At 38.0% G+C, this 22,446-nt stretch carries 18 protein-coding genes; 12 read left to right on the top strand and 6 right to left on the bottom strand.

Going from position 1 to position 22,446, the window contains the following annotated elements:
* Positions 1 to 28: 28 nt before the first annotated feature.
* Positions 29 to 2,674: a type IX secretion system periplasmic lipoprotein PorW/SprE gene (porW, locus tag HMJ38_RS19840; protein WP_194976184.1), complete on the bottom strand. Its 2,646-nt coding sequence runs from the start codon at positions 2,672 to 2,674 to the stop codon at positions 29 to 31.
* A gap of 107 nt (positions 2,675 to 2,781) precedes the next feature.
* On the opposite strand from porW, the gene HMJ38_RS19835 reads away from it, so the two are divergent.
* The 10 genes from HMJ38_RS19835 to atpG all read left to right on the top strand — a co-directional run bounded on the left by HMJ38_RS19835 (position 2,782) and on the right by atpG (position 9,755).
* Entirely contained in the window at positions 2,782 to 3,645 is an 864-nt protein-coding gene (locus HMJ38_RS19835) for a M23 family metallopeptidase (protein ID WP_194976183.1), read from the top strand.
* A gap of 2 nt (positions 3,646 to 3,647) precedes the next feature.
* Positions 3,648 to 4,088 (top strand): bactofilin family protein, encoded by a 441-nt coding sequence (locus HMJ38_RS19830; protein ID WP_194976182.1) that lies wholly within the window; start codon positions 3,648 to 3,650, stop codon positions 4,086 to 4,088.
* The gene (locus HMJ38_RS19825) at positions 4,051 to 4,302 is read left to right on the top strand and encodes an AtpZ/AtpI family protein (RefSeq protein WP_194976181.1); all 252 of its coding nucleotides are present in this window, start codon (positions 4,051 to 4,053) and stop codon (positions 4,300 to 4,302) included. Before HMJ38_RS19830 ends, HMJ38_RS19825 begins: the two co-directional genes overlap by 38 nt.
* A gap of 24 nt (positions 4,303 to 4,326) precedes the next feature.
* Positions 4,327 to 4,713: a hypothetical protein gene (locus HMJ38_RS19820; protein ID WP_194976180.1), complete on the top strand. Its 387-nt coding sequence runs from the start codon at positions 4,327 to 4,329 to the stop codon at positions 4,711 to 4,713.
* A gap of 18 nt (positions 4,714 to 4,731) precedes the next feature.
* Positions 4,732 to 5,757 carry a F0F1 ATP synthase subunit A gene (atpB, locus tag HMJ38_RS19815; RefSeq protein ID WP_194976179.1) on the top strand — a complete coding sequence of 342 codons (1,026 nt, stop codon included), beginning with the start codon at positions 4,732 to 4,734 and terminating at the stop codon, positions 5,755 to 5,757.
* A 40-nt stretch (positions 5,758 to 5,797) separates the two neighbouring features.
* Positions 5,798 to 6,052: an ATP synthase F0 subunit C gene (atpE, locus tag HMJ38_RS19810; RefSeq protein ID WP_194976178.1), complete on the top strand. Its 255-nt coding sequence runs from the start codon at positions 5,798 to 5,800 to the stop codon at positions 6,050 to 6,052.
* An 81-nt stretch (positions 6,053 to 6,133) separates the two neighbouring features.
* The gene (gene atpF, locus HMJ38_RS19805) at positions 6,134 to 6,628 is read left to right on the top strand and encodes a F0F1 ATP synthase subunit B (protein ID WP_194976177.1); all 495 of its coding nucleotides are present in this window, start codon (positions 6,134 to 6,136) and stop codon (positions 6,626 to 6,628) included.
* Positions 6,629 to 6,630: 2 nt separating this feature from the next.
* Positions 6,631 to 7,191, top strand: coding sequence for an ATP synthase F1 subunit delta (gene atpH, locus HMJ38_RS19800; protein ID WP_194976176.1), 561 nt, complete (start codon positions 6,631 to 6,633; stop codon positions 7,189 to 7,191).
* 31 nt (positions 7,192 to 7,222) lie between these two features.
* Positions 7,223 to 8,803, top strand: a complete 1,581-nt coding sequence (gene atpA, locus HMJ38_RS19795; RefSeq protein ID WP_194976175.1) for a F0F1 ATP synthase subunit alpha — start codon at positions 7,223 to 7,225, stop codon at positions 8,801 to 8,803.
* A gap of 79 nt (positions 8,804 to 8,882) precedes the next feature.
* Complete coding sequence (atpG, locus tag HMJ38_RS19790) at positions 8,883 to 9,755, top strand: ATP synthase F1 subunit gamma (protein ID WP_194976174.1); 873 nt, start codon at positions 8,883 to 8,885, stop codon at positions 9,753 to 9,755.
* A gap of 48 nt (positions 9,756 to 9,803) precedes the next feature.
* Here the strand turns inward: atpG and HMJ38_RS19785 are convergent, their stop codons facing one another.
* A complete protein-coding gene (locus HMJ38_RS19785) occupies positions 9,804 to 10,439 on the bottom strand; it encodes a GDSL-type esterase/lipase family protein (protein WP_194976173.1) in 636 nt (211 codons plus the stop codon).
* Between the two features lie 251 nt (positions 10,440 to 10,690).
* On the opposite strand from HMJ38_RS19785, the gene HMJ38_RS19780 reads away from it, so the two are divergent.
* Positions 10,691 to 11,530, top strand: a complete 840-nt coding sequence (locus HMJ38_RS19780) for a hypothetical protein (RefSeq protein WP_194976172.1) — start codon at positions 10,691 to 10,693, stop codon at positions 11,528 to 11,530.
* Positions 11,531 to 11,540: 10 nt separating this feature from the next.
* Here the strand turns inward: HMJ38_RS19780 and HMJ38_RS19775 are convergent, their stop codons facing one another.
* The 3 genes from HMJ38_RS19775 to HMJ38_RS19765 form a co-directional block, all read right to left on the bottom strand.
* Positions 11,541 to 12,884 (bottom strand): alkaline ceramidase, encoded by a 1,344-nt coding sequence (locus tag HMJ38_RS19775; RefSeq protein ID WP_194976171.1) that lies wholly within the window; start codon positions 12,882 to 12,884, stop codon positions 11,541 to 11,543.
* Positions 12,885 to 13,009: 125 nt separating this feature from the next.
* Positions 13,010 to 14,176, bottom strand: a complete 1,167-nt coding sequence (locus HMJ38_RS19770) for an AIR synthase related protein (RefSeq protein ID WP_194976170.1) — start codon at positions 14,174 to 14,176, stop codon at positions 13,010 to 13,012.
* 41 nt (positions 14,177 to 14,217) lie between these two features.
* On the bottom strand, positions 14,218 to 15,669 hold the full coding sequence (locus HMJ38_RS19765) for a TlpA family protein disulfide reductase (RefSeq protein ID WP_194976169.1): 1,452 nt from the start codon (positions 15,667 to 15,669) through the stop codon (positions 14,218 to 14,220).
* A gap of 162 nt (positions 15,670 to 15,831) precedes the next feature.
* On the opposite strand from HMJ38_RS19765, the gene metK reads away from it, so the two are divergent.
* The gene (gene metK, locus HMJ38_RS19760; protein WP_194976168.1) at positions 15,832 to 17,085 is read left to right on the top strand and encodes a methionine adenosyltransferase; all 1,254 of its coding nucleotides are present in this window, start codon (positions 15,832 to 15,834) and stop codon (positions 17,083 to 17,085) included.
* A gap of 225 nt (positions 17,086 to 17,310) precedes the next feature.
* Here metK and HMJ38_RS19755 read toward each other — a convergent pair whose 3' ends face one another.
* Positions 17,311 to 21,672 carry an AsmA family protein gene (locus HMJ38_RS19755; protein ID WP_194976167.1) on the bottom strand — a complete coding sequence of 1,454 codons (4,362 nt, stop codon included), beginning with the start codon at positions 21,670 to 21,672 and terminating at the stop codon, positions 17,311 to 17,313.
* Positions 21,673 to 22,446: the final 774 nt, after the last annotated feature.

The following is a 22,446-nucleotide window of genomic DNA, read 5'->3' as shown; positions in this document are numbered from 1 at the left end:
AAATTCTAAAATTAATGATGGGGGTAATTTATTGGTATGTTTTTTTATAGAAGGATCTGTATTCATCCAGATTTTTTCTTTTGTTCAATTCCTGGAAATTTTCGATTGAAATCAGGAAAGTATTTGCCTTGTCTTCATCAGACATGGCAGCTGTTTGGAAACTGTTCAGAAATTTGTCCCTGTATTCAATGCCTTTTTCTGAATTATTAAAAGGACTTACTATGAAAATCACATTTTCACGGCTAAGGTTCATATTGCCTGTACGGAGTCTTGAACTGGCGTAATTTTGAGAGTGGAATACTTCAAGGTCTGCCAATAGGTTTTTGGACTCTTTGGATTGATCTGAGGGAAGAACGATCACAAATATATGGGTTTGATTAGGATTTTCACTGTAAGGACTTTCTTCGATACCGTCTTCCTGATCATCATTCTCTGCTTCTTCCTGATCTTCATCTTCAATATTTTCATCCAAAGCCTCTTCTAGATCATCTGCATTTAAACCATCACTTTCACCTGTCAATGCTCCAAGCATAATTCTTGCCATTTTTGTCAATTCTTCGTTTTCGGTAGTTTGGATATAATTTTCGAGTCTTTGTCTATATCGGTCAGTTTCATCGATCTTGCCTGAAACCATAATATCCAAAAGCAAAAGCCTATCAGTGTTCCTGGTAAGTGGATAAGCCTCAAGAGTAGTACGTATCAATTCCCTTGAGGTCTGATATTGCCTGTTGTAATACATTTCATAGGCTTGCTTATAGTTTTTGGATGATTCCAAATATGCTAAATTTCCAACACTCCCCTCTGGATTGTTTACCGAAAGTGTATAGGGTGATTCGGGAAATTCTCTGTTCAATCGCTGTGCGTAGGCCTCAAAATCTGCACCGATTTCTTTTTTGGCCAGATATAATATGTAATAGGCTTCAGGTTTTTTGATGGTGTTGGGATATTTGGTTATTAAGCTCTCAAGGTATTCTATACTGATCTCGGGAACTTTCAGGTCAAAAAATAAAATCTTGCCCAATTCAAAATAAGATTTCTCCAAGTCTAATTTCATGATTTGAATTTGCTCAGGATCACTGGGTATTTGTGCCAATAGCGTCTCCAAATCGGGAATTTGTGAAAGAGCGGTATTTTCTTCTGAGTTTAATTCTTCTTCTGAATTCCTTGCTTCATCCAGATCAGTGGTGGAAGAACTTGTTGCGGTGGATTGTAAACTCTGAACATTTCTTCTCCAATTATCCTGTAAGGGTCTATTGCCCCAATTTCGATAAAAATCAATAGAACCTTGCTGCAAGGCTACGGCATTGTCAAAGTAAAAGGATTCACCCCCACCTCTCCCGCCAAAAGCTAATAAGTTGTCAAAAATCCCGGTTGATTTGGGTTGGTCCTCTTTAGCTGCTTCAAGTAATAGTCTTTCTTCCTCGCTTTTTATAAATGCCTCGGCAATTAATTCTTGTTCCTCGCGACTGAGGCCACTGAGTTGGATAAGACTGTCATATTTTTCTACTGTGTCATAGTTGGCAACATACCTGTCTAAGATTTCTTTTCTTGCGATAATAAAATCATAGGAAGAATCTGTCGGTCTGAAATGTGTCAGTGCACTATCGAGATAGAACTTAGCGGCTCTGAAGTCATTTTTGATATCAAAACTTATTTCAGCAAGTTTTTCATAGATATATCCTTTTTGGATTGGGTTACTACCCTCTTCCTTAGCTGCTCTTCGGAGTAGAATTTCGGCTTCTTCCAGCTCATTCTGTTTTAATTCAAAAAGTGCCTTTTCATAAAGGATAACATCCTTTAGATCATTGTTTTTACTGTCCTTGTACAGGTCATCAAAATAACTTCTTACCCTTTTGATGTCTTTACTTTTGTTAAGTTCCGCTACCTGTTGGGCATATAAAAGTGCGAAGAAACTTCTTTCGTAGGGGGGATTGCCTTTTACAGCTTCCAAATAATAGTCATAGGCCAAGGCATCAAGACCCTCTCTTTGATAGAGTTGGGCAAGGATAAAGTTGATTCTTGACTTCTCCTTTTTGTCTTTTGTAAAACCAAGGGCTTTATCGAGAGAACCTACCTTTCCATTAATGTCTTCCCTACTGTCATAATAATATGCTAGCGTTTTGAAAAGGCGGTATTTATTTTCTTTACTTATGCCGGATTCTTTGGATAAAAAATCAATCACATAAGTGGCATCATCAAAGTTTTTCTGATCGGTATATAGTCTCATCAATTGGATAAGACTTTGGTGCCGGATTTTCTTCTTTTTGCTGTTTACATTGAGATACCTAAAGGTATTGGCAGCATCATCAAATTCTGCGTTGTAGTAATCTGCCATCCCAATCAAAAAATAACTGGGGTCTTTCCATTTTGAAATCCTGTGCCAATCAACGGCCCGGGACGCAAACTCTCTGACTTCTGTCAGCAACTCCTCGTTTTGTTCAATAAAAGCACTGTCTATGGTATAAAAAACAGGCAGTACCTGACTGAAGTCCTCCCTGTGATTTTGTTGAATGCCCGCTTCGAGTTCTTCAATTTTCGCATTTGCATAAAAATACGCATTATACTTTGCCGTTGTATTGTGATACATCCTATTGGTAAAGGTGTTGCGCTCTGAGGAACAGGATAGTACCAACAGGGTGATGATAGTAAGAAAGAGGTATTTGAATCGGTTCATGCTAACGCCTTTGCCATAATTGTCCCAAATTACTGTAAATGATGTAATTTAGTAAACGCTTTGAATTATTATTATATTTTTGAATCCCCAAATCAAATAGTAAAATTTTGAGTCTGAAGAAAAAAATAGCAAACTGGCTAACGGCGAAATATCTTTTTGTCATCCGAAAAGAACAGGATTTTTCCGTTTTAGGATCATTTAACATCTCTTTTGGGAGGATCATCATCCTGTTTTCCTTTCTTTTTTTGTTGGTGTTTGGTTTTTCGCTTCTTATGACCAAAACCATCCTTAGACAGTGGTTTGACCCGGTCTATATGGAGTCTGAGAATACAGCAAAGATAATTGCCCTATCTGATATGGTCGATTCTCTTTCCAATACAGTGCGACAAAAAGACAATTATTTGTCAAATATTCAAAGGGTAATTGATGGGGAAGGTGATTTTGATCCATTTTTGTTGGAGGATACCATTACCCTTGAAGCAACAAGGCGTCCTGAATCTTTTCAGCCAAGTGAAGCCACCAAAAGCATTCTTGAAGAATTCAAAGGAATGCCATTGGACTTTACTGGACAGATTGAGGTTTCAAATAATACTTTTATAGAGACATTTTTCTTTTCACCTATCAAAGGGGTGATCACATCAGTATTTGCCCCACAGGATGACCACTTCGGAGTGGATATCGTAGCGAAAGAAAATGAACCTGTAAAAACCATTGCAGATGGAACAGTGATACTTTCCACCTGGACTTTGGACACAGGCTATATCATTGGCATCCAACATTCCAACGAATTGATTTCAATTTATAAACATAATTCGGTATTATTGAAGCAGATTGGAGATGTAGTCAGAGGAGGAGAGATCATCTCCATCATAGGCAACACAGGAGAACTCACTTCCGGTCAACATCTTCATTTTGAACTTTGGTACAAAGGTACCCCACTTAATCCCCAAGAATTCATAACATTTGATTAGCTATGTTCAACAACAACAACAAAACAATTGAAAAAAAATCTGCAGTAGAGATGGTAAACTCCACAAATGTAATTTCAAAAGAAACAAAAATTGTGGGTGATATCAATGCAGCCGGTAATATTCGTATCGAAGGACACTTGGAAGGTATAGTTCAATCCAAGACCAAGATTGTAATTGGAGATTCTGCCATCATCAAAGGGAACCTTTCTTCCCCCGATGCAGAGATTTCAGGTAAAGTAGAAGGAGAGGTACATTGTTCCGGGACCCTTTATCTCAACAAATCAGCAATTGTTACAGGTAATATAACCACACAGAAACTGGTTGTCGAAAACGGTGCTGTTTTCAATGGAAAATGTCAGATGACATCTTCAACCCAATCCTTGGTGGTATCCAAATCCAACCAAAGTGAAGAGCAACCCAAAAAACAAATTGCCTCACTCTAATACCTATCTCAAATATATAGGTCTTTCGTTTCAGCTTTTCACAATCATTGGGCTTGGAACCTGGTTTGGATGGTATGTCCAACAAAAAAGCCAGATGAGATTTCCGGTGTGGCTGTTACTGTTTTGTTTTCTTTCCATTTTGATTGCTTTTTATCAACTGTTCATCAGCATGAAAAATGATGAAAAATCAGAGGATAATAATAAAAAAGTATAGTTTTGCGGGCTACATGCCATTCGAATGAAAGCCATAAAAAAACTGACTGCTAAATTATTGTTTTATTCTCTGATAATAGCAGGTATCATTTACATCTTGCAGGAATTCATCAAACCTGATTGGGTGCATGAAACCATGTGGATTATCCTTTCATTTTTTGTTTTATTAACCTGGCTGACGGGAATGTTCACACATTACCTATTAGAACTGAGCAAAGAAAATTCCGTGAATATTCTTTTGGGTGCCATAGCCATCCGGTTTTTAGCAAGCATTGCTTTTGTTGCAGTTCTTCTCTTTATAGGTACTGAAAATTTAATTTTGTTTGTGGTCAATTTCTTTGCGATTTATTTCTTTTACTTATTGTTTGATATATACACCTTAATAAGTAATTTGCGCCCGAATTCAAATTAGGTACTAAAAAATCATTTGATGGTCCGTAAATTTCTTTGCCTAAGTATTTTAATATCAGTATTTTGGCTAGGTTTTTCAAATGTTGTGCAAGCAGCAGGAGATGAAGAGAGTAAAACAGGATTTCTCCTGCCACATGTGATGGATAATTATGAGTGGCATTTTGCTACCATCGGTCATACGCATGTGACACTTCCATTACCGGTAATAATTTATTCTCCGGATCAAGGTTTGGAATTTTTCATGTCTTCTAATTTCCAAAATCATGACACACACAAATTCGGAAAAGATTATGGTGTTGGCGGATATTATATTGATGAAGACTATACCCTACATGCCCTAGATGAATCCAGAGCATTCTACGATTTTTCCATTACCAAAAATGTGATGATGATGTTCATCATCATCGCGGTTATTCTCTACTTGATGCTTTCAGCTGCAAAGCACTACAGAAAACATCCGGGAACAGCACCTAAGGGAATAGCATCATTTATTGAACCTATTATTATTTTTGTCAGGGACGAGATTGCGTTGCCAAATATCGGCCATAAGAAATACATGAGGTTTACTCCATATCTCTTGACATTGTTCTTCTTTATTTGGATCGGTAATCTATTGGGTTTATTTCCTGAGGCAGCCAACTTTACCGGAAATATCGCATTAACATTTACATTGGCAATCATTACATTTATCATAACCAATGTCAATGGAAATAAGGATTATTGGAAACACGTTTTCGCAACTCCCGGTGTACCTGTTCCTTTATTGTTAATTATTGTGCCAGTAGAAATTATTGGCCTATTTACCAAGCCCTTTGCTTTAATGGTCCGACTCTTTGTAGCCATCACAGCGGGGCATATTGTAATCTTGAGTTTTATTGCTTTGATTTTTGTTTTTGAATCTTTTGCAGTAGGGCTAGCCAGTACAGTGATGGTGGTTTTCATCAATTTCATTGAGATATTGGTAGCTACAATTCAGGCTTACGTATTCACCCTGTTTTCAGCCATGTATATTGGAATGGCTGTCGCAGAACATGATCATCATTAATTAAGTAATTTCTTTGTTCAATTTATAAAAACTAACAAGTATGTTAACTTCAATCTTATTAACTGCCGGATTTGCACTTATGGGTGCTGGTATCGGTGCTGGAATTGTTGCAATAGGCGCAGGTCTAGGTATTGGTCGAATCGGTGGTCAAGCGATGGAGGGCATTGCCCGTCAACCTGAGGCAGCTGGAAAAATCCAAACCGCCATGTTGATTATCGCTGCACTTATTGAGGTGGTTTCCCTGTTTGCAGTAGTAGTTTGTCTACTAATTGCATTGGGTGATTACTCTTTGTAAAAAGAATCAAGAGGTTGGCGCTAGGCCAACCTCTATCTTTCTTGAATTGGACAAGTATTATAACAAATAAATAAATTCAATATGGGACTTATTACTCCAGGTTTAGGTTTGATCTTTTGGTCCGCTCTTGGATTTCTGATCGTTCTTTTTCTACTTTCCAAGTATGCTTGGAAACCTATCCTATCAGCTTTGGATGAGAGAGAAAAGAGCATTGAAGAAGCTCTGAAATCAGCAGAAATTGCAAGAAATGAGATGTCCAATCTTAAAGCAGAAAATGAGAAAATCATTCATGAGGCTAAGATTGAAAGAGATGAGATGTTGCTCAAAGCAAGTGAGACTGCTAAAAATATGATCGAAGAGGCCAAAAGCACAGCATCCCTCGAAGGTAAAAAAATGATCGAAAACGCAAAAGTTGCGATTGAAACCGAAAAGCTTGCCGCCTTGGAAGAGGTGAAGGTTCAGGTTGGTATTTTATCACTTGCAATCGCTGAAAAACTTTTAAAGAGAAACTTTTCCGAAGACACTGCACAGCAGGCATTGGTCGAGGAATTAGTAAACGATCTTAAGCTGAACTAATTATGTCAGAAATAAAAGTTGCATCCCGTTACGCTAAATCTTTGTTAGAGCTTTCTGTTGAGAAAAATCAACTGGAAGCGGTAATGGCTGATGTTCATCAATTGTTGTCGGTTGCATCGGAAAACAGAGATTTTGTTCTTATGCTGCACAGCCCAATTGTATCCGCTGATAAGAAGATAAAAATCCTCAAAATACTTTTTGGAAAAACAGCCAATCCCATTACGATAACTTTTTTTGAAATAGTGACTAGAAAAAATAGATCTGATGTACTCTTAACCACCGCAAATGAGTTTCTAAGGCAATACAATCTGCATAAGGGGATACAAGTTGCTGAAGTGACTACAACTTTACCATTAACTGCGGACCTGAAGAAAAGCTTCATTGAAATAGTCAATGAGATCTCTGGACTCGATAAAGTAGAGTTGGTGGAAAAAATCAATAAAGACCTTATCGGTGGTTTTGTACTCAAAGTCAACGATAAATTACTAGACGACTCACTCAGCAATAAATTGAGAATCTTACGACTCAGATTTGGACAAAGATATTTCGTCAAAACATACTAAAATCATCGAATAACATTTTAATAAAAATATAATGGCACAAGTTAGACCTGATGAAGTTTCAGCGATATTGAGAGAACAACTTTCCAATGTCAAAACTGAGGCTGAACTTGAAGAAGTGGGAACCGTACTCCAAGTGGGTGACGGTGTAGCCCGTATATATGGACTTACCAAAGCCCAGGCTGGTGAATTGCTGGAGTTCGATAACGGGCTAAAGGCAATGGTGCTCAACTTAGAAGAAGACAATGTTGGTGCGGTATTGTTTGGTGATTCCAAGTTGGTGAAGGAGGGAGATAATGTCAAAAGAACCAAGAAAATTGCTTCTATCAAAGTAGGTGACGGCATGTTGGGAAGGGTTGTGGATACCCTTGGTAACCCAATTGACGGGAAAGGTCCGATAGAAGGAGAACTTTATGAAATGCCCTTGGAACGTAAAGCTCCTGGGGTAATCTACAGACAGCCGGTGACCGAACCACTTCAAACAGGTATCAAAGCGATTGACTCCATGATTCCAATCGGAAGAGGTCAACGTGAATTGATTATTGGTGACCGTCAGACAGGTAAAACTGCTGTGGCCATTGATACTATTCTAAATCAAAAAGAATTTTATGATAGGGGTGAACCTGTATTCTGTATTTATGTTGCCATTGGTCAAAAAGCATCTACAGTAGCTAGTATTGTAGCAGCACTTGAAAAAGGTGGAGCACTTCCATATTCTGTAATAGTATCAGCAGCAGCTTCTGACCCAGCTCCAATGCAGTTTTTTGCTCCTTTTACAGGTGCTTGTATCGGGGAATTTGTGAGAGATACCGGTCGTCCTGCGTTGATTATATTTGATGACCTTTCCAAGCAGGCAGTAGCCTATAGAGAGGTATCTTTGCTATTGAGAAGACCACCGGGACGTGAAGCTTATCCAGGTGATGTATTCTATCTTCATTCAAGATTGTTGGAAAGAGCAGCTAAAATCAATGACTCTGATGAAATTGCCAAGCAAATGAACGATTTGCCGGAATCTATCAGACATTTGGTTAAAGGAGGAGGGTCTTTAACTGCTCTGCCGATTATTGAAACTCAGGGCGGAGACGTTTCAGCTTATATTCCAACGAACGTAATTTCCATTACCGATGGTCAGATTTTCTTGGAAACCAACCTTTTCAACTCGGGTATTCGTCCGGCGATCAACGTTGGTATCTCTGTATCGAGAGTTGGTGGAAATGCCCAAATCAAATCTATGAAAAAGGTAGCCGGTACACTGAAACTAGATCAGGCTCAGTTCCGTGAATTGGAGGCTTTCTCTAAATTCGGATCAGATTTGGATCCCACTACCAAGAGGACCATTGAAAGAGGTAGAAGAAACCAAGAAATCCTCAAACAGGCACAATATTCACCTGTACCTGTAGAATACCAGGTTGCAATAATTTATGTTTCTACCAAAGGTTTCATGGATAGTATCCCTGTTGACATGGCAAGACAATTCGAAAAAGAGTTTTTCAATCTCCTGAAAAGCAGTCATCCTGAGGCATTGGAGTTGATTTTGAAAAATGATATCGATGCAGCCGGAAAAATCCTTGAGCGTGCAGCTAAGGATTTGTCTGCAAAGTATGCCAAACAATAATTCATCAATAAATAGGTCTTGATAAAGTAAATCTTTTCAAGACCTGTTCTAAAATATTTATTTCTGACTATATCCTCTTATGGCAAACCTTAAGGAAGTAAAACAAAGAATCACTTCGGTGACTTCTACCCAGCAAATTACCCGTGCCATGAAAATGGTAGCGGCTGCCAAGCTACGTAGAGCCCAAGATAGAATCCTTAAAATGCGTCCCTATTCCCAAAAATTGACTATTATCCTGAATGATGTGATTTCGGGTATGGGAAGTGAGTTGGAAGTGGTTTATGCCGAGAAAAGACCAATTCAAAATGTGCTGGTAGTTGTGATGACTTCAGATAAAGGACTTTGTGGTGCATTTAACTCGAATGCAATCAAAGCGGGAGTACAATTGGTTGAAACAGAATTCAAAGATTCAAATGTTACCATACTTCCTTTAGGGAAAAAAGCCTTTGAATCTTTTTCAAAAAGGGGATATAAGGTAAATCCTGATTACTATGGGATTTTTTCTGACGTATCTTATGATGAGGTCCGTAAAATTGCCCTGTATGTCATGGAAAGCTTTGCTTCTAAAAAGTTTGATCGTGTCATGATGGTTTACAATCATTTCAGGAATGTTGCTGTCCAAGATTTGACTGTGGAGCAATTTCTTCCGATGGGTGTAAATGCAGCTAAGGCTACCGCGGTAAGCAATACCGATTACATCCTTGAACCCTCCAAAGAATATGTTGTTCAAGATCTTGTTCCAACTGCATTGAAAACCCAATTTTACAAAGCAGTGTTGGAAAGTAATGCCTCTGAACATGGAGCGCGGATGACCTCAATGGATAAGGCTACAGAAAATGCCGGAGATTTATTGAAAGAATTGAAATTGCTCTACAACAGATCGCGTCAGGCTGCCATTACAAATGAAATCCTTGAGATTGTAGCCGGTGCCAATGCCCTGGAAGGCAATTAAAACATATATAACAATTAAACCCTAAAGCTGTCTCCCAGGCAGCTTTTTTTATTTTATGACTCTTGCTACCTCGGTTGCCATGATGGCTAATCCTTGAGTATTAGGATGAATGCCATCTGGTAATAAATCGGAATGCCCCAATAAAGGGTCATATAGGTTAATGATCTGTGACTTGGTTTTTTTGGCAATTTCTAGTAGCATTGGTCTCATTTCATTTACCAAAATATCTTCAGTGATTCCATAGTTTGTTTTAAAAACAGGTACTGGAATACAGATATAAACTTTCCCCTTTTTGGGCATGGATTTTTTGAATGTGTCAATTAGTTCTATATAATCCTGGACAAATTCATCTTGATATTTCCAATTTTGGGATTTGGAATCATTCGTCCCTAATTTGATAATCAAAACATCAGGCTGAAATTCTTTTACCTCGCCAAACTGGGCTTCGTTCCAATAAGGATAATCCCCTTTTTTGAGCAATGTTCTTCCGCTTACACCAAAGTTTTTGACTTCATGGGTATCTCCAAGGATTTCCTGTAATTGGAGTGGGTAACTTTCGGGATGCTCTCTACCAGGTCCTTGGGTGATGCTGTTTCCAACACAGGCGACTTTGATTTTGTCTTGTGCAAATGCCAAAGAAATCAGGAAAAGAAACAGAAATGGAGCTAAAAGTAATTTTTTCATGGTTTGAGATTTATAGGAATCAATTTAAATGTTTATCCGCTTTTTTGTCAGTAATCCAATATTCTATAAAAAACAGATAGGAAGTCCCCTGCCTGCCGGCAGGCAGGTACATGACATTTCAGTTTACCGCGGAAATTATTTTGAATTACCATTTTACTGGCATCATTGCGTATATACGTGTCAATTTATTAATTAATAAGAGATGTAATTGATTTTAGCGTTTAAATTTATAGACTTTATCTTTATGCTTCATGAAAGTTTTTACAAGAACCTTGCACTTTTTTAACCTCATGTCACTGGATGTGGTATTGGGTTCGATGGCTGGCATGTATTTTTTTTCGGAAATCCTTGAAACCTCTAGCCCACTTTTGTCCTATTTTATACTTGGAATAGCAGTTTGGGGCATCTATACCTTAGACCATTTGGCAGATGCCAGAATGATAAACAAAAGAGCCTCTTCACCGAGACACCAATTTCATCAAAAGTATTTTAAGGTCATATCATTGGTTTGGCTAGTGGTAGGTATTACGGGCTTTTCTTTGTTGATTCTAAGTCAAGAGGTTCATTTCGTGGTTATTCCCGGTATTATTTTAGCCTTCATGATGACGTTATGGATGGGCTTTTTGAAATGGATGGGCGAAAAATTATCCTGGCTCAAAGAAATTTCCACTGCTTTGTTTTATGTTATAGGAATTACTTTGGTTCCTTGGTTATTAAAGGATCCAGAATATGATGAGAAAACTTATTTTTTGATGCTTACAGGATATCTGATCATTGCATTAATAAATCTCTTAATTCTTTCCTATATCGATAAAAAGGGTGACGAAAATGATGGATTTGGATCAATTTTAGTTTTACTATCAAAATCTCAATTATTTAACCTCATTTGGATCTTGGGGATTATCTGCCTTGTGTTTTTGATGGTAATCCTCTTTTGGCAACCTTCCTATTTTAGGATTCACTCCAGCTTGCTTTTGGCAATGCTTTTGTTTCACCTTATTCAGCTTGCTTCCATTGGTAAAGATTTGGAGATGGTCCGTCAAAAGATGGAAGCTGTTTTTATTTTACCGCTAGTATTGATTATAATTTAACTATTAAATTTCACTTTGCTTTTTCGATGAGATTTTGAATGATTTCATCAAAATAAGCGCCATTGTAGGGGCCAAACCAATTCATATCCCTAACCTCGTAAAGTTTATAATTATAATATTCGTCAGGAGTGATATAGCCAATGTAACCTCCATTGAAGCAGGTTATGATCAGGTTTAGGCCTTTTTCATTGGCGAGCGATTCCCATTCGGACATAAATACTCCTGAAATCTCCCCACTTGAACTAATAAACAAAGTGTTTCCGATTTGGACCATATCGAAATGTGGATTGGTATCTCCAAATACCAAATTGAAAATCCATGGTCTTAGTCGTGTCTTTTCCCTGATCCTATAGTGTGCTTTCCGAAGTTCCAAAGGAATTTCAGCGGTATTCAAGTTATTTTGGCTATTTTTTTCATTGAATACTATGTTTCCTTCTATATTTTTATGAAGATCTTCTGCATATTCCAGCACATTTTCTGCCTGATTTCCACTTGGTACTGGCCTATGGCTACCAACAGTACCCGCGGCAAAAAGTGAAAACTCATAGCCTGAATCTTCCATGATTTTTGTTAGGTAATGAGGGTAATCGCCTGACAGGCCCATAAATTTTGAATTCAAAATAGTGGAATGAGCACTGAAGGTGAGTATGACTGCCTTTTGACCGTTCCTTTTTTCAAAGATCATTTGGCGGATGAACGGATCTATTGGATCTTCTGCGATCAGTCGATTAGCTACCAATGAATCTGCTCTGGATTTTTGAAAAATAATAGCTACTGAATCCTGACTGTTAATTGCTTCTTTCAGACTTGCTATCGTTTTTGACGTCAATAAATTGATTATTTTTTCGTCTTTTCCCCCAAGTGCTAACTTTCCAACTATACCAGGAATATATCCGCCCATGCCACTGTGGGTATGGGTAGCGGTAAAATATATATGATCAAGTGAAAGATTTTCTTTTTCGATAGCTTCATGAACTCTTTTAAAAAGATAGGGATGTACAATCATCAGTTCATAATTCAAAAAAGCAACATTTGATTTGCCGTTGCCGACAACCAAAGTTTTTACAAAGCTGCTATCCTGTACAAATTGGTATCTTCCGCGAGGCTTGTATCCTACTAATTTCGCCGGACTGTTTGGTGTCGCATTTACAGATGACCAACCTGCAAACCATGTTTCACCTTCAGTGGATTGAATGCTGAGGGTATCTAAATGAGCCATCGTTTCATGGTAATAATCCATTTCTTTATAGTCCCTCCAATCCACCCTGGTCAAAGTAGCCAAAGCCAAAAATACTATGATACCCAATATCCACGCAAATACTTTGAAAATTCGGTGAGCAATGGAGGAGGGCATCTGATTTTATTTTGGGTTTAGGAATATACTAAATTACACGAAGGTAAAAAATCAGAAAGAAATTCCTGTTTGACCCAGATCACTTAAACTGTTGTATAATCCAGACTATTCATTTCTCTTGATTATCATTCATATTCAAAGGTACCATGAAGTCCTTGTACGGTTACTTTTTTCCCTTCATAAGGCAGAACTCTTCCAATTATTTTGGCTTCAACGCCTAAAGTTTCGGCAATGTCGATTATTTCTTCGGCATACCTTTCTTCTAGGTATATTTCTAAGCGGTGTCCCATATTGAATACCTTGTACATTTCTTTCCAATCGGTCCCGCTTTCTTCCTGAATGGTTCTGAAGAGCAGAGGTGTATCGAAGAGGTTGTCTTTGACCACATGTACATTATCCACAAAATGGAGCACCTTGGTTTGTGCCCCTCCGCTACAATGTACAATTCCATTGATTTTAGGACGAAGATATTTCAAAACATCCACCATGATAGGGGCATAAGTTCTTGTTGGAGAAAGCACCAACTTGCCCATATCCACCGGAAGTCCTGGTGCAGGGTCGGTCAGGTTGTACTTACCCGTATAGACTAACTGATCGGGTACTGCAGGGTCAAAACTTTCAGGAAACTTAGTTTTGAGCAATTTGTTGAAAACGTCATGTCTGGCTGAGGTCAGTCCATTGCTACCCATGCCCCCATTGTAAAAGTCTTCATAGGTTGCCTGACCGGAAGAGGCTAAGCCAACTACAACATCTCCGGGTCTGATTTTGTCATTTGAGATCACCTCATCCCTTCTCATCCGGCAGGTTACGGTGCTGTCCACAATCACAGTCCTGACAAGGTCACCCACATCAGCAGTCTCACCACCGGTAAGGACTACATTGACACCATGGTCTCTCAGCATTTGAAGGACTTCTTCTGTGCCATTGATAATGGCTGAAATTACTTCTCCGGGAATGAGATTTTTATTTCGACCAATGGTTGAAGAGACAAGAATATTGTTGATGGCACCGACACAAATTAGGTCATCAATATTCATGATGATGGCATCTTGGGCTATACCTTTCCAGACACTCAAGTCACCTGTTTCCTTCCAGTACATGTAGGCCAACGATGACTTGGTACCTGCCCCATCGGCATGCATGATATTGCAGAAATCAGGGTCATTTCCCAAGGTATCTTCCACAACTTTGCAGAATGCCTTAGGAAAAAGTCCTTTATCTAATTTCGAAATCGCTTGGTGTACATCTTCTTTGGAGGCAGAAACACCCCTTTGCATATACCTTTCGTTCATGAGGGTTTTGGGATTGGTTATATGGAGGACAAAGGTAATGATTAAAAGGGTGATTTCATTTCCCCTAACAACTCATCAATCAATTTATCTATTCCCTTACTCGCAGTTTTAGTCCTGTTTTCAACAATATTTCCATTCCAGTCTATGAGCACCGAATGCGGGATGCCACTGATGTCATAAGAACTTTTAAGTTTTTTGGTCCAATTCTCTCCTGCAAATAGGTTGTCCATTTTTAGGCCATATCTGAGGATGTATTCTTTCCATCTCTCACGGTTGGACTCAATACAGATATTGAGGATTTTGACTGGTTTCCCTTGGTATTTTTCCACTAAAGCATTCTCATGAGGGAATTCCTCAATACAAGGCTTGCACCAATCTGCCCAAAAGTTGATCAGCAAAATATTTCCGAGATAGTCTCTGGATTCTACATCTTCTCCCATTTGATTTTCAAGAAAGAAATAGGGCATTGGTGTCCCAGGCTTCAATGTCACACTCGATTCATAGTACTCCCTGATTAAATCCCGTAATTCTTCATCAGTGAAATAATTTAAAACCATAGCATCATATTCCGATCTGGCATTTTTAATCAACATGCTTGTCAATTCAGCTAAGTAGGCATCTTTCACTTTACCGGTAAATAATTTATCAATTTCTTGTGCTTTCAATATCATCCATGATTGTTTGGCATCGCTACTATCAGTTTCTATAATGGATATTTTTTGGCTGTGAAAATTGCCGTATTCATGTAGAAAAAGCATGTAATTTGACTCCCCAATAAATTTCTCATTTTCCAATTGTACGGATTGTATCAATCCTTCCATAAATCCATTAGGAATCTCATCTTCAGTTTTAAGCATATTTTTCCTGTAGGATATGCTGTTCATCTTACTTGCTACATTCCTATAGTTCAGTCTCTCCTTTTCAAGGTTGACGTACCAATCAGGCAATTGCGATTTGTTAGATTCGAGGTTTTTTAGTTGTATCTGATGAATTGAGTCACTTTTTTCGATGAAACGCATAAAATCTTTTTCTCCATGAGTTGCCATGGCACGGACATGATTAAGCTTGTTAAAGCTTAGGTCCTTTTTGGAGTTTTGATAAAGAAATTGGTTGATTTCACTTAATCCGCCAGAGAAATTAATCGAATCATTTTCATAAATAGTAATGGTTTCATCCGAACCCGGAAGCATAAAAATATCAATATTAACTTTATTTAAATCCCAATGGATATAATCCATACTATGGTTTTTCAGGTTAATCTGAAAATCGGCACCAGAAACTATGAGCGTATCTACAGTTATATAATCAACGGGAATACTGGACCATTTTTCAAATTTGATCCACACATCCGATTTACTTGAATTGGAAAAAGTGAGTTTACTTTCACCGTGCAGATCAAATTTGATTTCAGGTATATTTTCTTTTGGAGCGCAATGATGAAAAAGTACGATCATTAAAGCAGCGAATAATGGGATAAAACTATTCTGCGACATAATTGTATTAAAATCAATTAAAAATATAGTATTAATATTTAAGTTCCAACTCCCCCTCATTATTCTTATTGAATCAGCTCTAAATTTTTTTCAATTTTTTATTTCCCTTTGAAACCTTATTTTTACGCACCATTAGAAAATGCGTTAAAACCGATTATTTATATGCCTTATTTATTTACTTCAGAATCAGTATCTGAAGGTCATCCCGATAAAATCGCCGACCAGATTTCAGATGCCTTGATTGATAATTTTTTGGCCTTTGATCCCCGTTCGAAAGTTGCCTGTGAAACGCTTGTTACCACCGGTCAGGTAATACTTGCCGGAGAAGTTAAGTCCGAGACCTATTTGGATGTTCAGAAAATCGCAAGGGATGTGATCAATCGAATCGGTTATACGAAAGGTGAATACATGTTTGACGGAAACTCCTGTGGGGTTCTTTCTGCGATTCATGAACAGTCTCCTGATATCAATCAAGGTGTCGATAGGACAAATCCTGAAGAACAAGGTGCAGGTGACCAAGGGATGATGTTTGGTTATGCCACCAAAGAAACAGATAATTATATGCCTTTGGCTTTGGATCTTTCGCATAGGATTTTGAAAGAATTGGCTGTTTTGCGCAGAGAAAACGAGGATATCACCTATCTCAGGCCAGATGCCAAGGCGCAGGTAACCATAGAATATTCTGATGATAACGTGCCTCAAAGAATTGATGCAGTGGTTGTATCTACCCAGCATGATGACTTTGATGATGAACCTGCCATGCTGGCTAAGATCAAAGAGGATATGATCAATATTCTGATACCAAGGGTGGTGGCACAACTGAAACCAGAAATTCAGGCATTATTCACAGATAAAATCACTTACCATATCAATCCTACGGGAAAATTTGTAATCGGCGGTCCTCATGGTGATACTGGTCTGACAGGTAGAAAAATCATTGTTGATACTTATGGTGGAAAAGGGGCCCATGGAGGTGGAGCTTTCTCAGGTAAAGACCCATCCAAAGTCGACCGTTCTGCAGCTTATGCTACCAGACATATCGCCAAAAACATGGTCGCAGCAGGAATAGCCGATGAAATATTGGTTCAAGTTTCCTATGCCATTGGTGTGGCCAAACCAATGGGGATTTATATCAATACTTATGGAACCTCCAAGGTGTCATTGAGTGACGGAGAGATTGCCAAAAAAGTAGAGAAGCTTTTCGACATGCGTCCTTATGCCATAGAACAAAGGCTGAAGCTGAGAAATCCTATTTATGAAGAAACTGCGGCTTATGGTCATATGGGAAGAGAAAATGAAGTGGTCTCGAAAACATTTAAAACTCCTGATGGCAAGACATTGACTTTCGATGTAGAACTCTTTACTTGGGAAAAACTCGATTATGTGGAAACCTTAAAGAGGTCCTTCAATCTTTAAAAAAAGCGGCTTTTCTGCCGCTTTTTTTTGTAAAAATCCATAATTGATGCGAGGTCCTTAATTCGTCATTCTCTTCTTTTCGTCCCTCACTTCACCTTGCCGGAAGGCATATCTCGAACATCTCGTTTCTTACATCTTTATCCTTCTTTCTGTTGTAACTTGTTTCTAAACCTGTCGCTTCCCGTATCTAGCATCTTGCGTCTAGCAAGTTCCCTAGCGATATTTCTATTTTTCTTTCTTTTTTCGCCGTCTTTCTTCAGCTTCCAGCTTCCTCTTTTTTGGCACTTTTGGCTGACCCAGTCCAAGGCTACCTTTTAAACCGCTCAGGGTTGTTCTCCACCAATAATTAAATATAAAGCGAGTGGTATCCCTGGGTTCATAAATTTTGGAGCTGATGGGTTTTCGGAGATATCTTCTTGGGTTATTGCTTCTGACTGCAAAAGTATTGAGGACAAAGGTCAGGATGGATTTTCTTCCGGTACCTCTCTCCAAGGTTCTTTCATCCAATAATTCCAGCTTTAAATCCGAATACAACAAAATCATGTTTCCTACTGCATCAACTTCGTCCGCTGTAAATGACCAATCAGCACCATGTATTTTTCCTCGGACGACTTTTACAAAAGCATTGGATTGAAGGATTGGATTCAAATAATCCAGGTCAAATTCACCCATTTGAGCACTGATTGTCATAGGAAATGGTTTTTCAAAAAATAAATGTCCCTGAAGATTCAGGTCTGCTTGATCATAGAGTTTTGCATTAGCCAGAATAGAAATTTCATCGACGGGAAAGGGTTCATTTTCTTTGCTCAGGTGAAGAGGGTAAATGGCTACATTCATCTTATTGAATGAAAGATTGCCGGGAACCATGCCATTCTCGGGGAATTCAGAATAGTTAATAGTAGCATTGACAATGAACAATGAATCTACAGATAACTGAATTCCAGCCCTTTTCATCAATTCCTGAGGCATTGACTTGTAAACATCCTCATTTCTTGGAAATCTTTTATCTCTGAAAAGATCGGCATTGATATCGCTGATTCTGATTGATTTGGCTGTAAAAATTTCATTTTCTATGAAACCATCAAGGTCAGCACCATCGATTATTATGACAGGAATGTGGATGTTTGCCACATCAGTCTGTAACCCGACTTTTCTGCTATATTGAAACCTGCCATATCTTGGTGTGAAATCTACATCAGTGAGTTTTATTTCCTTATTGGTCAATGAAATCAGTCCGATTTTCAGTTTATTCAAACTGTCCTTGAGCAGGATTTCATAATTGGGCAGGGTCAGTTGAAAATCTTTATTCAGCAATTTTTTCCTATCCAATCCACTGAGATCTTTTAAATCAAATCGCAAGTCTTCAAGTCCAAAATTGAAAGATTTAAACTCTTGTGGAAGTTTTGATGAGTTTTTATCGAAAATCCCGATGTCTCCTTCAACAATTTCAAATTCATCAATCCTTAAACTTTCCAATAATCTTTTTTTGCTGGGGTCTTTGTCATTGCCTGCAATATCAAGTTTCACTTGATCAATAAAAACTTCAAGATCGGGCCTATAAAGTCTTAGTTCCTTTATCCAAAGATCTTTGCTCGTCTGCAATTCAGCTAAAGAATTTGTTTTGATCAATGCAGTCGGTATATGTCCTGAAAAAACCGGAATACCTGGTTTTCCTGAGAGGTTTTTGGGAATGATCCGGAAATTATTGACCAAAATTCCTTCATACCTGGTATCAAGTTCTACTTTGGAGAAAGTCACCTGATGGATACTGTCATTTAGGGTTAGCCAAAACTCATCAATACCCAATGACATTCCTCCAAAGAAGCCTGCAATTTCACCTTTTGCTATTTTTGCCGAATCAAGGAGAAAATCAAAAACGCTTAAATTAATTCCGGTATTGATCAATTCCCGCTGAATTCCTTTATCCCTAAAAGAAAGACTGAATTGTGCATTGCCGGCTTCGATTGAATCAATCATGACCACTTCGATATTTTTGGGGAGAGTTCTGTCTCTTCCTCTTCTTCTCGCAGACTGTGCTTCTGTTTCCTGCCAGTCATTGTTAATCAGAATCTCTACAGCAGATCCTGAAAGTTTGACCATTTCAAGGCTCAAGGTATTGTCAAATAAGAAAGCTTCCAGATCAACCCCTCTGAAGGAGAGAGAGGGTATATTTGCGGTAATTCTGGTTTTATCCGAAAACACTTCGCTCGGAGTAAGCCTTACATTTCTAGTGATGATTTCCTCTGTTGCGGTATTGAAATTGATCCTGTCTGCAAGAAGGTTATATTTACCGCCGGCTATGTTGAAGACATAATTATTGAGACTTAGATCCACTTCTTCTGAAAAAAGAGAATTGATGGCATCAGAGTCGATTCCTTCATAGATGTGAAAGTTTTTTACTGCAACAGAAACATTGTCTTCAGAGAAGGTCCTGGTTCTTTCTCCTACCAAGTTTTCATAATTCAAGGTTGCACGTTGAATGATAACAGAGTCTACCTTTACTTCCGAAAAGTAATTGGTCAGTAAACCCAACATTTCCCCACTGTCCATTTTTTCAGAATCGTCCTCAACTTTGGTCCGGTATCTATAAAGGTTGATTTTGGGAGAAGGAACCCGAATTTGCCTTACTTTAAGGATTCCATCAAAGTAGGCCTGCGGAATATCCACACCCGTTGCCTGAAATTGGGGCACGAAGATGTCCAAGGCAGTACTGACCCCATATCTGTCCACTGATGACTGTATCTGACTTTTGTTGAAGGGTTGAAGTGCGAAAGCATTGATCATAATCTGACCACTTTTGGTATCTATAAATACCCGATCGGCTTTGAAGACATGAAGGTTATCGGCTAATTTAAGCGCATAATCCTCCAATTCAAGCTGTAGGTGGTCTGCCCAAAATATTCCTTTGCTTTCGGATTCTTCTGTTTCCTGATCCAAGGCAAAATTCTCTAAGACAATACTTACTTTGCCGAATGAAAGACTGTCCTGCCTAATTCTGATTTTGTTGTCCACAACAAGTGAACCTTCTTTGATGACCAAGCGATTTACATAGATGCCCTCTAGATAATCTTTCGATATTTTTTTTATATCAAAGGCCCCCGCTTGATTTTTTCCGCCCTGAACATCCCTCAAAAGGATGTCAGGATTGTTGATGACGATTTCATTGATATCAATGATGCCCTGATTGTATGTTTTTTTGAGATTGGCATTGTTGATCATCAATTCAGGAACCTCAATTTCCAACAGAGTTTTCCCCTCTTGCTTTTGATCTTCATTGATGGGGAAAAGCTTAAACCCTGTAATTTTTATTTCATCATCAAAAGATGAAAGTCTCACATATTCCCCTTGTATCCAATGAAGACTGTCTCCCAAGGCCAAATCCACCTGAAATAATTCCACTGATGCCTGATTGGCATAGAAGAACTGATTGGTTTTTTTGGATTCATTTGGGCCTACATAGAAATCTTCCATATTGAAATCTATTCTCTCGGCCTTTATCCTATAATTATCAGGGTCAGCGGTAGACCTTTGCGTGAATTTCCCTTCTTCAATTTCGAAATGTTTGATATTGATGGATTGCAAAATCCCCTCTATCAGGTTATAAAGATCAAATGCTTCCGGATTAAGATCTTTCCTTCCAGGCCTTGCACTAGAGAAAAGATTGAATGATGGTCTCTGCAATTTGAGTTCACCGACCTCTACTTCGGATGTATAAAAAACCTTGTTGATATCAGCGTCGCTGAGGAGCAAATCCTCAAGGTCAACCTCAAAATAAGAAGAAGAACCTTTGCTAAAGTCCGGGGTGATGTTCACCTTTATCGCTTCTATGTATTGATCAATTGAGGAGACTTTTATTTCGGATGATTTTATGGTATGCACACTATCTGAAAGCAAGATTTCAAAATTCTGCAACTCAAAGGAAAAGCCCTCAGCATTAAAAGGTGTTTCAGGTGACCTCATTTGAAGTAGCTGAATATCTTTTAGATAAATGCTTGTGTTTTCTGCTTTGATGGCCTTTTGTGAGATGAAATTCTTGAGCAGTAAGTCCGCCTCTTTTATATTGACGTTTTTGATCCGGATTTCTTTTAAACTTGTTCCTAAAAAGGATTTTTTGATTTCATCTTGCAAGATATGGAGTGGAGTTTCATCAGTTGCAGGTTCATAGGAATCCCCTTTTTTCAAACTGAAGTCAATTGCAGGATTGATCAAATCTATATTGCCTACAATAAATTCTCTTTTCCTAAAAAGGTAATTTAATCTTGTCAGTGAAATATCAGGAATTGAAATTCGGTAATAGGGTGCATCATCAAGCTCCACGAATTTATCTTCCACAGGATTTACTTTTAAACCTTTGAAAGAGATGCCCCTTTGAATGAGCAGGATATAAAATCGGTCAAAATCTATTTCATATTTGTTGTTCGAGGCTTGATTGACCTTTTCTTTCAGGTAGTTTCTCAAGAGAAAATCTGAACCGAAATAAAATGCCGCTTGCAGAAAAACCAATACCAGAATAAGAATACCACTTATTTTGAAGTATTTTCTGTATCGCTTATTTTTTGCTACTTTATCTTGCTTTTCGTTTTCCATAATACAAACTACGCAAGTAAAAGTAATACAAATGCTTTGGAAAAATAGCGATAAGGATTTTGATTTTGTCTTGAAAAAAAAGAGGCAACCATTTTCCTGTTTCCTGAAAAACAATGCGGTTGCCTAATTATTTGATAAAACGAAAGCTTTTGCTGTAGGAGAAGGATTCGAACCTCCACGGGGTAGTTAGGCAGCATCAGAGCTCTTGATGCACTTTATCCGAACCGAAATAATCGGATTCCCCACCCCCGAGACAGGAGGGCTTGTCTGCCAGTTTCAACATCCTACAATGAATTGACTGCACTTTTTGCAGCGTATACTTCCTTGGCAAACTCTCCATATCAGATTTGAATGCTTAAGAATGGATCAAAATTAAGAAAGGGATCGATTTATTAAAATTAAATTAAATAAAAGATATTTTTTTTACATTATTTAAAATGAAAAGATAAAAAAAATACATATATGATAATTAACTATTGAAATAGAGAATAATATTAGGGTTTTTTCAATGGGTAATGTTACAAAATACCAACAATCAAGAAGTCGAAATTTTATGATAGGCTGTATTTAAAAACAAAAAGCTGTGAAACAAAATCTCACAGCTTTAGTCAATTAACAATAAACCCAAAATAACCGGATGTAGGAGAAGGTTTCGAACCTCCGAAGTTTTTCTTCAAAACTTCTTCCTTGATTTAATCCTACACTACAATGATTAAATATTCATTGCTGTTATCAACGATACAAATTTAATTAGAAATCTCAAATTCTAATAAT

The organism is Aquiflexum lacus (genome assembly GCF_015476655.1).
In the GTDB taxonomy this organism is placed as follows: domain Bacteria; phylum Bacteroidota; class Bacteroidia; order Cytophagales; family Cyclobacteriaceae; genus Aquiflexum; species Aquiflexum lacus.
This window is presented reverse-complemented; position numbering and strand designations above follow the sequence as displayed.

Coding starts and splice junctions, on each gene's coding strand:
- atpB (WP_194976179.1), top strand. CDS start 4,732: ATGGTCCGTAAATTTCTTTGCCTAAGTATTTTAATATCAGTATTTTGG.
- HMJ38_RS19765 (WP_194976169.1), bottom strand. CDS start 15,669: ATGTCGCAGAATAGTTTTATCCCATTATTCGCTGCTTTAATGATCGTA.
- HMJ38_RS19775 (WP_194976171.1), bottom strand. CDS start 12,884: ATGCCCTCCTCCATTGCTCACCGAATTTTCAAAGTATTTGCGTGGATA.
- porW (WP_194976184.1), bottom strand. CDS start 2,674: ATGAACCGATTCAAATACCTCTTTCTTACTATCATCACCCTGTTGGTA.
- atpE (WP_194976178.1), top strand. CDS start 5,798: ATGTTAACTTCAATCTTATTAACTGCCGGATTTGCACTTATGGGTGCT.
- HMJ38_RS19770 (WP_194976170.1), bottom strand. CDS start 14,176: ATGAACGAAAGGTATATGCAAAGGGGTGTTTCTGCCTCCAAAGAAGAT.
- HMJ38_RS19830 (WP_194976182.1), top strand. CDS start 3,648: ATGTTCAACAACAACAACAAAACAATTGAAAAAAAATCTGCAGTAGAG.
- HMJ38_RS19785 (WP_194976173.1), bottom strand. CDS start 10,439: ATGAAAAAATTACTTTTAGCTCCATTTCTGTTTCTTTTCCTGATTTCT.
- atpA (WP_194976175.1), top strand. CDS start 7,223: ATGGCACAAGTTAGACCTGATGAAGTTTCAGCGATATTGAGAGAACAA.
- atpH (WP_194976176.1), top strand. CDS start 6,631: ATGTCAGAAATAAAAGTTGCATCCCGTTACGCTAAATCTTTGTTAGAG.
- atpG (WP_194976174.1), top strand. CDS start 8,883: ATGGCAAACCTTAAGGAAGTAAAACAAAGAATCACTTCGGTGACTTCT.
- HMJ38_RS19755 (WP_194976167.1), bottom strand. CDS start 21,672: ATGGAAAACGAAAAGCAAGATAAAGTAGCAAAAAATAAGCGATACAGA.
- atpF (WP_194976177.1), top strand. CDS start 6,134: ATGGGACTTATTACTCCAGGTTTAGGTTTGATCTTTTGGTCCGCTCTT.
- HMJ38_RS19820 (WP_194976180.1), top strand. CDS start 4,327: ATGAAAGCCATAAAAAAACTGACTGCTAAATTATTGTTTTATTCTCTG.
- HMJ38_RS19780 (WP_194976172.1), top strand. CDS start 10,691: ATGAAAGTTTTTACAAGAACCTTGCACTTTTTTAACCTCATGTCACTG.
- metK (WP_194976168.1), top strand. CDS start 15,832: ATGCCTTATTTATTTACTTCAGAATCAGTATCTGAAGGTCATCCCGAT.